The sequence below is a fragment of the Albibacterium sp. genome (genome assembly GCF_035514885.1).
Taxonomy (GTDB): Bacteria; Bacteroidota; Bacteroidia; order Sphingobacteriales; family Sphingobacteriaceae; genus Albibacterium.
Genome location: NZ_DATJCH010000022.1, coordinates 131860 through 141271, shown reverse-complemented (window position 1 = coordinate 141271; position 9412 = coordinate 131860). Strand labels below are relative to the sequence as shown.

At 38.7% G+C, this 9412-nt stretch carries 10 protein-coding genes; 7 read left to right on the top strand and 3 right to left on the bottom strand.

Annotated elements, in window-relative coordinates; all coding sequences use genetic code 11:
• Nucleotides 1-224 precede the first annotated feature (224 nt).
• The 6 genes from VL047_RS10675 to nhaA all read left to right on the top strand — a co-directional run bounded on the left by VL047_RS10675 (nucleotide 225) and on the right by nhaA (nucleotide 3914).
• On the top strand, nucleotides 225-620 hold the full coding sequence (locus tag VL047_RS10675; RefSeq protein WP_325360422.1) for a plasmid mobilization protein: 396 nt from the start codon (nucleotides 225-227) through the stop codon (nucleotides 618-620).
• Nucleotides 602-1165 carry a relaxase/mobilization nuclease domain-containing protein gene (locus VL047_RS10670; protein WP_325360420.1) on the top strand — a complete coding sequence of 188 codons (564 nt, stop codon included), beginning with the start codon at nucleotides 602-604 and terminating at the stop codon, nucleotides 1163-1165. Before VL047_RS10675 ends, VL047_RS10670 begins: the two co-directional genes overlap by 19 nt.
• On the top strand, nucleotides 1150-1806 hold the full coding sequence (locus VL047_RS10665) for a hypothetical protein (protein ID WP_325360418.1): 657 nt from the start codon (nucleotides 1150-1152) through the stop codon (nucleotides 1804-1806). Before VL047_RS10670 ends, VL047_RS10665 begins: the two co-directional genes overlap by 16 nt.
• Nucleotides 1719-1982, top strand: a complete 264-nt coding sequence (locus VL047_RS10660) for an alpha/beta fold hydrolase (protein ID WP_325360424.1) — start codon at nucleotides 1719-1721, stop codon at nucleotides 1980-1982. The genes VL047_RS10665 and VL047_RS10660 overlap by 88 nt, the downstream gene beginning before the upstream one ends.
• A 265-nt stretch (nucleotides 1983-2247) precedes the next feature.
• Complete coding sequence (locus VL047_RS10655; protein ID WP_325360416.1) at nucleotides 2248-2622, top strand: hypothetical protein; 375 nt, start codon at nucleotides 2248-2250, stop codon at nucleotides 2620-2622.
• A 92-nt stretch (nucleotides 2623-2714) separates the two neighbouring features.
• Entirely contained in the window at nucleotides 2715-3914 is a 1200-nt protein-coding gene (gene nhaA, locus VL047_RS10650; RefSeq protein WP_325360414.1) for a Na+/H+ antiporter NhaA, read from the top strand.
• 59 nt (nucleotides 3915-3973) lie between these two features.
• On the opposite strand, the gene VL047_RS10645 is transcribed toward nhaA, so the two are convergent.
• Together VL047_RS10645 and VL047_RS10640 are read right to left on the bottom strand one after the other, a co-directional pair.
• Complete coding sequence (locus tag VL047_RS10645; RefSeq protein WP_325360412.1) at nucleotides 3974-4318, bottom strand: zinc ribbon domain-containing protein YjdM; 345 nt, start codon at nucleotides 4316-4318, stop codon at nucleotides 3974-3976.
• Nucleotides 4319-4431: 113 nt separating this feature from the next.
• Nucleotides 4432-5601 (bottom strand): MFS transporter, encoded by a 1170-nt coding sequence (locus VL047_RS10640; protein WP_325360410.1) that lies wholly within the window; start codon nucleotides 5599-5601, stop codon nucleotides 4432-4434.
• Between the two features lie 229 nt (nucleotides 5602-5830).
• Between VL047_RS10640 and VL047_RS10635 the strand changes: the two genes are divergently transcribed.
• A complete protein-coding gene (locus VL047_RS10635) occupies nucleotides 5831-8395 on the top strand; it encodes a tetratricopeptide repeat protein (RefSeq protein ID WP_325360408.1) in 2565 nt (854 codons plus the stop codon).
• Nucleotides 8396-8443: 48 nt separating this feature from the next.
• Here the strand turns inward: VL047_RS10635 and VL047_RS10630 are convergent, their stop codons facing one another.
• Complete coding sequence (locus VL047_RS10630) at nucleotides 8444-9361, bottom strand: AraC family transcriptional regulator (RefSeq protein WP_325360406.1); 918 nt, start codon at nucleotides 9359-9361, stop codon at nucleotides 8444-8446.
• Between the last annotated feature and the right edge of the window lie 51 nt (nucleotides 9362-9412).

Here is a 9412-nt window from a genome sequence, read left to right as displayed (position 1 = left end):
TCCGCATACAAAACTTATTCATTTGACAATCAAAAACAAAATATAAATCGAATTAACACAATCACAAATAATGGACTTAAAGGAGGACTTCGAGAACGCGATTAATTACCGTCTAAGGTAATAGCAAGATGTACGTTTGTGACACAAACGGTTTTTTTATTCCCTCCGTTGGTCGGTCATTTAAATCAATAATCCTCCAAAGTCGGATTATTCAAAACACTGTTATGAGCAAAATAATAGAAAATCGAACGAGGTGGATGAATACTCGATTTACGCCTGAAGAATACAAAGTGATCCATTCACGATTTCAGAAATCGATGTTCCGAAAAATGAGTGAGTACAGCCGTGCGCTTATTCTTCAAAAGCCTGTAATCTTCACTTACCGCGACAAATCCATGGATGATGTTCTTGAAGAATTGATATCATTACGGAATGAACTTAATTACATCGGGAACAATTTCAATCAGGCAGTGCACAAACTCAATAGCGTGATGGGCATGCCCGATGCAGAACTATGGCAAAATATGCTGATCGTTTTGAGGGACCAGCTTGAACCTTCCATAAGGGAGATAAAGAAAAAAATGGATAACTACTCCGATATATGGTCGCAAAAATTATAAGTGGGAAGAACATACAAGGTGCGTTGAATTATAACGAGAAGAAAGTGGATCAAGATAAGGCTGAATTAATTTGGCAAAACGGTTTTCAAAAGGACATTCAATCTATGAACTTTTACGACAAGCTTAAGCGCTTTACCGATCTAACCATACGAAATGGACAAACCAAAACGAACGCTGTTCATATCTCCCTAAACTTCGCAATAGGAGAAAAAATAATGGATGTAACGTTAGTGGATATTTCGAAGGAATATCTCACGGAATTAGGATTCGGGAGTCAACCATACCTTGTGTATCTTCATAAGGATGCCGGCCATCCCCATATCCATATCGTCACCACGAACATTAAATCCTCCGGAGAACGTATAAACTTGCACAACCTAGGTAACACAAAATCCGAGATTGCCCGAAAAAGGATTGAAAAACACTATGGACTGATCCGAGCGGATAGTAATAAACTAAAAAGGCTAGAAGCTCCCAACCTTGCAAAAGTGAATTACGGGAAGACGATACCAAACGAGCAATCTCAAACGTGGTGCGAGGGGTAGTTGATTCCTATAAATTCACAAGCATTCCAGAGCTTAATGCTGTTTTAGCGAATTATAATGTTACTGACGATCGAGGGCATAAAGGGTCAACGATGTTTGCAAAGAAAGGCCTTTTGTATTGGGCTCTGGACAAAAATGGCAACAAGGCTGGAATACCAATTAAAGCAAGCAGTCTCTATGGTTCACCAACGCTGAAGAAGCTGGAAGCCAAATTTGAGATCAATAGAGATCGCAGAAAGTCCTATAAAGAACTATTAAGGAACTCTATCAATCGAGTAATGAAAACAAAAGCAAGCCCTGCTGGATTTCAACAGGCTTTGACCTCGAAGGGTATTGATGTGATATTTCGTAAAAATGAACAAGGGCGACTTTACGGAGTGACTTTTATTGATCATAACACAAGGTCGGTTTTTAACGGCAGCGACTTAGGAAAAGCATATAGTGCAAATGCATTAAATCAATGGTTCTTACAGTCCAAGTTTACTAATGAAAAAAATGAATCCACACTATTGACCAGTATTTTCTTGATCGTCCAGAATCTGACGAAAAGCAACTGGATCTGTTATATGATTACCAAAATAATATTGCACTTTATTCTAAGTTTCATGAATATTTTATACGTTTTCAGCCACCCGCTTTAATTGTATGGGGAGATAAAGATCCGTACTTTTTGCCTGCAGGAGCTGAAGCATACAAAAGACATATCCCGAATGCCACAGTCAAATTTTATGATACAGGACATTTTGCTCTAGAAACGCATGCGGAGGAAATTGGTGCAGATATTATAAATTTTATGGATAAATTAACTATCAGATAGCATAGTTATAATTTAAGGTTAGTTTTGTATTTCTAATTTAATAAATTGAACGACAATAAAAAACAGTCCTTTTATCAAGTAATTTCGGCAAAGGTACGAGCAGTTGCGACTGATTTTTGGAAGTGGCTAAAGCCAAATCCAGCTGACCATTGGTTGATCCAAATTCTGAAAAGTGTGGCTAAAGTACCGTTGGTTATTCTTTTGATTTTGTGCTCTCCAATTCTACTGTTAGTTCTGTTGGTAGTTTTCTTAATTGCAATATGAAGTGAAACAGGGAGTAGGGGTTATGCTATTACAGCCATGGTTTTTAGGCGCTTTAATGCTAGTATTAATACATCAGGTTTCTCAAAAAATACTGGGCGTCAATATACCTCTTGCTGACTCTTTTCTGGATCCTATTCTGTTTCTACCCATATTGCTTCAGCTTATACTTTTAGAACTTCGTTTTCTTATAGGTAAAGGACCACGGTATGTTTTATCATGGTTTCAAATCTCAATCATTACCGTATTTGTTTCCGTTGTATGTGAAATTCTATTTCCACAATGGAGTTCCTCATTTACGGCTGATTATAAAGATGTAATTTGCTATCTGGTAGGTGGAATGGTCTTCGGTATTTTTTTTAATTTACCACTCCCTTAAATGTTCATTTTGTTTTGGTAACTTAGCTATTACATTGTCAAGAGTTATTGGTATTTACGAGGCAGATAGACCAGTTTTAATATCTTTGTTAGATGAAAAGTCCTATCAATTTAAGTGTATTTCCTAACTTTTTGAGACACGAATCAGCCGGAGGTATAATTCTCTTCTTGTGTGTCATTCTTTCATTGATTATTGCTAATTCACCTCTGGGTGCCGGCTTCAATAGTTTGCTCGAACATCAGATTGGTTTTAATACCGAATCGATTCATTTAGAATATTCGGTTGCCTTGTGGATCAATGATGGATTGATGGCAATTTTTTTCCTTTTAGTAGGCCTTGAAATTAAACGTGAGCTAGTCGAAGGTGAACTAGCCTCTCCAAAAAAGGCCGCTCTCCCAATAATATGCGCGATTGGCGGTGCATTAGTTCCTGCTGGAATTTATATGCTTTTAAATGCTGGTACACCTACCGTCAGTGGATGGGGAATCCCCATGGCAACAGATATTGCTTTTGCACTGGCAGTCATTACTATGCTGGGGAAAAGCGTTCCTGCATCCTTGAAAATATTTTTAGCGGCTTTGGCAATTGTCGACGATCTGTTGGCTATTTTAGTTATCGCTTTGTTTTATTCTGCTGAATTGAATTTCGTTTATCTTGCTTATGCAGGTGCCATATTGGTTCTGCTCGTTCTATTCAACCGATTTGGCGTAAAGAACATTGCGTTTTACTTGATCCCAGGTGTTTTTATTTGGTACTTTGTTCATCATTCTGGTATCCATGCAACGATTGCCGGAGTACTTGTGGCTTTAACTTTGCCAACAACCCCAGACGCAACAGAATCTCCATTAGAAAAACTTGAACACGCATTAATCAAACCAGTCAACTTTCTCATCATTCCCATTTTCGCCTTGGCGAATACAAATATTCTTTTCGTTGACGGCATGGTTGAAGGCCTCTTTTCGGCCTTAGGAATGGGAATCGTCCTTGGTTTGATCGTCGGTAAACCTATCGGAATATTTTTACTATCGTGGCTTTCTGTAAAGTTCAAAATATGTCAATTGCCGGAAGGTGCCAACTGGACCCATATTATAGGTGTTGGGCTACTGGCTGGTATCGGTTTCACCATGTCTATCTTTATTGCGCTGCTTTCTTTTGTTGATCCAGATGTGGTTGCTGTTGCGAAATTCGCCATCCTTACAGCATCGATCTTATCGGGAGCGATTGGGTTTATATTACTGAAGATGATTGGTCGCAAATCCAATCCAACATTAATACCGCTGCTAAAAAAGTAACGTTAATATATTGAGGTAGAAATTGAAAAGGCTAGAACCAAACCATATAGCTTGTCGAGTTATGCTTTCTTAACGAATTCGGATTTCAATGCCATCGACCCAAAGCCTTCAATTTTACAATCAATATTGTGGTCGCCATCCGTCAACCGAATACCTTTCACTTTCGTTCCCGCTTTAATCGGTTTAGGTGCTCCTTTCACAGGTAGGTTTTTTATAATAATCACTGAATCTCCATTATTCAGCTCAGTTCCATTTGAATCAAACACTTTTAGGCCGGCTTCTTCCAGAGCTTCTTCGCTTGGGTTCCATTCATTGCTACATTCCGGGCACGCGTAAAGTTTATCTCCTAATGAGTATCCATAAGGTGAATTACACTTTGGACAGGCTTTCATTTCTTCTGACATTTTTATTCTGTTAATTACTACTAAAATTTTAGTTGCGAATATAGTGCTTTATCGTCAAACTTGGTAGTTCACAAATTGAGCACAGAGAGAATGCTAAATGTTTGATTAATTGGTTATCTTAGTTTATACTTATCGAAAATTTTCCTAGAGCTAAATGCATAAATCAGTAGTCCGACAAAGCATAATAAGGAAGTGAATAGGTACATGTTTTCAAATCCGTATTTTGATGCGATGCTTGCACCAACAAGCATTCCCACACCGATACCCAAATCGAATCCTGTTAAATAAGTGGAGTTGGCGGTTCCTCTTTGGGAGGTTGGTGCCATATTGAGATAAATTATTTGCAGCGCAGGAAGCAAGGTTCCATAGCCGATTCCTATAAAGAATGCTGAAATATTATAGGCGTATACGTTATGTATCAATGCAAAGGATAAAAAGGAAAAACTAACAACGGCTACAGCAAAGATAATAACTTGGTGTATGTGCCCTCTATCTACTAATTTGCCAGAAATAACTCTTGAGGTGATGATTCCGGCTGCTAAAAACAAGAAGAACAAACCTGCACTTTTTACGCCAGATTCTATGCCATATAAAATAGCATAAGCCATTAATGTGCCCCATCCAAAAGTAATGAAAATTTGATTGAATAGTATTGGAAGTGCTTTTACGAGTATAAACCGATCTAAAGAAAGAGGCTGTTTGTGCTCAATAGGTGTCCGCTTTGGAACATTAATAAAACAAACTACTAAAATAGCCAATGCTCCCATTAGTATAGCGACAGAGATGAGGTATGAAAATCCTTTTTCCTGATAAATTTCGATTGCAAAAAATGGCGCGATTGCCATGGCAATATTCATGTTGACGCCAAAATAACCGATTCCCTCTGCTCGTCGTGTTGCTGGAATAATATCAATGGCAACTGTATTTGCGGAAACAGAGGACAGACCCCAAAAAAGTCCATGAATAAATCTAAGAATGATAAAGAAGCTAACCGTTACAGCGAAATAGTAGCCAACAAAAACCGCCATGAAACAGGAAATACCAGTCAGGTATAGGATTTTTCGGGGATATAGGTCAACTAGAAATCCTGAAAAAGGTCTTATTATCAATAAAGCAAATGCATAGGACGATAGAATTATACCCATTTTGGAACTCTCAATATTAAGTACCTCCGTCAGATATAAAGGAATGGTAGGCATTAAAAGGTTAAAAGAACAGGCAGTTAGAAAGTTAGCTATGCAAGCGATAATAAAATTCTTATTCCATAAAACGTCTTTTGCCATACAAATCTTCGTATTAAGTGCCAAGCCGACATGGGCTTATATAAGAGTTAACTAAATAAGCGTGAAATAGTTTATGTTATGCCTTAACAATCCTTTTGCCTTCATTTTTTTCTTCGAATAAATCTATAAAGGCTTGAGAATATTATCAGAACCATAAACGTATGCATATATTGTTTAATGGGTGTATATGGAATGAATTTTGATGATAAGCTAGAGTTGAAATGGATATATGGATAAGTACGAATACGGAAAAAGAATGATATTGAAAGAAAGGATGGGCTATAACTACTTAAAATACCTGCTTACCGGGGTTTTTTCAGCAGTGCTGGTTATGGGCTATGCACAGGAAGAGGATAAAAAGCAGGAAGAGAAGCGACAACCTAGTGAGCAACAAGACGAAAATCAACCTGCGATTATAGAGTCTATGGATGTCGTACGTGAATATCGGCCGATATTGGCCGATGCTGTCAAGATGCGTCGGACTCCGGATATGAGTTTTGATCGTCAATCGCTAGAGATTGAGCTTCGCAAGATTGCCGCCGCTAGATATTTTGCAAAAAACATATTTAAACAAGCTTATTACGGTGACGTGCTGAAGCGGCACGCTGATGCTTCGCAAAACAATATCGATAATTATCGAATCGGCTATCTGGCCTACCAAGCACACGAATATGAAAGAGCTGCCTCTATTATGAAGAAGTTGACAGCTTCGGATGCATTTTATCAAGGCTCGCTGATTACTTTAGGCCATATCGCCCTGGAAAGCGGGGATAAGCAAGGTGCTAGTAATGCATTTGCCCAAGCCTCCAAACTGGATTTCGACCCGATATTGAAAGTCGATGGGTTGTTTAACTATGCTAAGATCTTATATGAATTAGACTCTGTATCAGCCGCATTGAAAGTTGCACAGGAATACATTGCTCAGAAATTTGTGGATCGCGATTTGGAGACTGAAAAAGCTGAGACTGAAGAAACACTGTCGGTCGATGTTTTGTTGGGTACGAGTAATTTCCATGCAGGGGTAAGTCTGCTAGAAATGTTAGAAAATAGGGGTCGAGAAGCCGATATAATCTATCAAAAAGCAACGTATTATCGCGGATTGGAGTTTTATAACGAGCGCGCTTTTGAAAACAGCATATCCATGTTCATGCGATCGGAGAAATTTCCGATCGATGCGCAAATGGCGGCGTTAGCTACGTATTGGAAAGCGGAGGCAATGTATGAAGTGCGTAAGTATGGAGAAGCTGTTGATAACTTTTCACGGTTTCTTCGGTTGCCCGCTGCACGAAACACCGATGTATACAATTATGCGAACTATGGCTTGGCTTATGCGGCGTTCCGTAATAACAGCTTTAATATGGCGGCTGAGTATTTTGAACGCTTTATGTCTCTTGAGGGAAGTTCAATGGAGAATAAAGTACGTTATGACGTGATTGCACGTTTGGGTGATTCGTATTTAGCCGTGCGCAATTACGGCCGGGCTAATCAATATTATGATGAGTTGATTAACGGCAAAGCTCCCAATCAGGACTATGCCTTATTCCAGCGTGGTATTCTTCATGGGTTGCAGGGCGACAATGAGACCAAGCTCAGTATCATGCGGTCCGTTATCGAACAATTTCCAAATTCGAACTATGCAGATGACGTAGCTTTTGAGATACCATATACGTATTTCACAGAAGGCGATTACGATATAGCTATTGAAGGCTTGCAGAAGATGATAGAACAATATCCGCGTAGCAGCTATGTTCCAAGGGCATTGATGACCATCGGGTTGGTTCAGTACAATAAAGGTGAAACCGAAGCTGCAAAGGCAACTTTTCAAAAGGTAATAGAGGAACATACCGCGACTGCCGAGGCAATGCAGGCTATGCGTTCCATTGAAAATATATACCTGGATCAGGGTGATACTGCAAGTTATATTAATTACGCAACCAACGTTAATGTCAGTGCTCTGAGTCCTGCAGAACAAGATAATATGGCTTTCCAGGTCGCCAATTCCTTGTTTTCCAGAAGAGCATACGGGGCAGCCGTGGAAGCGATCAATGCATATTTTGATAAATTTCCGAAACCCAGACAAGAAAAACATGCCCGTTATATTCGTGGCGTGAGTTTGTACCATAATGGGCACTACGAGGAGGCGCTGCATGATCTGAATATTATCCTGAACGATTGGACAAGTCCGTATACAGAGAACACCTTGCTGACGGTAGCAGCCTTATATCTGGATTTGGAGGAATACAATGAGGCCATTGTGCACCTCAAAAAACTAGAACTCACTTCAGAATACAAAGAACGCTATGGTTATGCAGTAACGAACTTGATGAAATGTTATTTCGAAATCGGTGATTTGGGACAGGCTGCTAGGTATTCGATGTTGGTAAAGACTTATGATAAGGCAACTGAGGAGGAAATTGCCATGGCACATTTGTACGACGCACGACTCATGTTACAGGAAGGAAACGTGGAGTCTGCCATTCAGGAGCTAAATCTAGCGGCACAAAAGAGCCAAAGGGCAGTTGGTGCAGAAGCGCGGTATCGCCTAGGACAATTACAGTATGAAAACAAACAATATGATAAAGTTGAGAAAACAGCGTTTGATGTGATCAACAACATGGGGTCACAAGATTATTGGGTGGCTAAGAGCTTCATCCTACTTGCAGATGCATATGCTGGCAAAGGCGATAAATTACAGGCAAAAAGCACGTTGGAAAGTGTAATTAAGAATTATGAAGGAGATGACGATGTCATCCCTCTAGCAAAAGAGCATTTAAAAAAATTGAACGGTAAGTAAGTAATGGGAAATGGTCACACAATGAATTCGTTTAATACGATTTATATCTTAAAGTAAAGTAAGCACAGCTTCCTTGTTAATTAATAGAAAGATGTATTTCAATGAATTAGGAACGTAACCAAAATATTTTTTAAAAGCCGTCGTGAAGTGTGTCGAGTATTTATAGCCAGACATTCTTGCCACATCGGTAATACGATATTTACCCAATAAGATCAATTTTTTAGCATGTTCCATTTTCATTCCCGTCATGTAGTTCATTACGGTTTTCCCATATTGCAGCTTAAAGTACTTTTTCAAGTATTGATTGTTCGTTCCTACGGCTTTCGCTAGGTCTGCGATGGTATGATTTTTAGAAAGGTCCTTGTCAATTAATTGCTTCGCCATTTGGATCTTTTCAAAGTGATTTCTGCTAAAGGATATTTTCTTAATCTCCTTATCGGTCCTCAATCCTTCAATTTGATGAATAATAAGCTCTAGAAGAAGCGTTTGTGTTTTTAATTGATTAAGACAAGATCTTTCTTCATTCAATTCAGCGATTTGTTTTAATGTAAGTGAGACCCGGTGATCAGATTTGGTGACTATACCCTGTTTAAATTGTTCCCTATCTGTAAAATACTCCTCTTGTAAATTGCTGAGGGTATTGCAGTCGAAAAGCATAAGTAAGAATTTATTCTTCGAGGAATAGCTTTTTAATTCAAGTTGATCTCCTTTGTTTACATGAATGAAAATGTTTTCACCTTTATGAACAAGGTAGTTGTGTTCTTGAACCTGCAGGGTACAATGAGAAGAGTTTTCGAGTAATAACAGATTTAAATAGCCGTCAATTGGTGAAACTAAACCAAAATCTTGATTTCCTTTCAAAACGGTAAAGTGAATCGCCGTACCAAGCTCCAATAAATTGGTCGTTATACTCTCCGCTTTAACTGATATTTCCGAATGTATAGCGTTTTTTTCCACTTGCGTCATTTTGCTATTTAGAATAATTCTAGATTTGCAACAGTTTATTTAGATTTATTC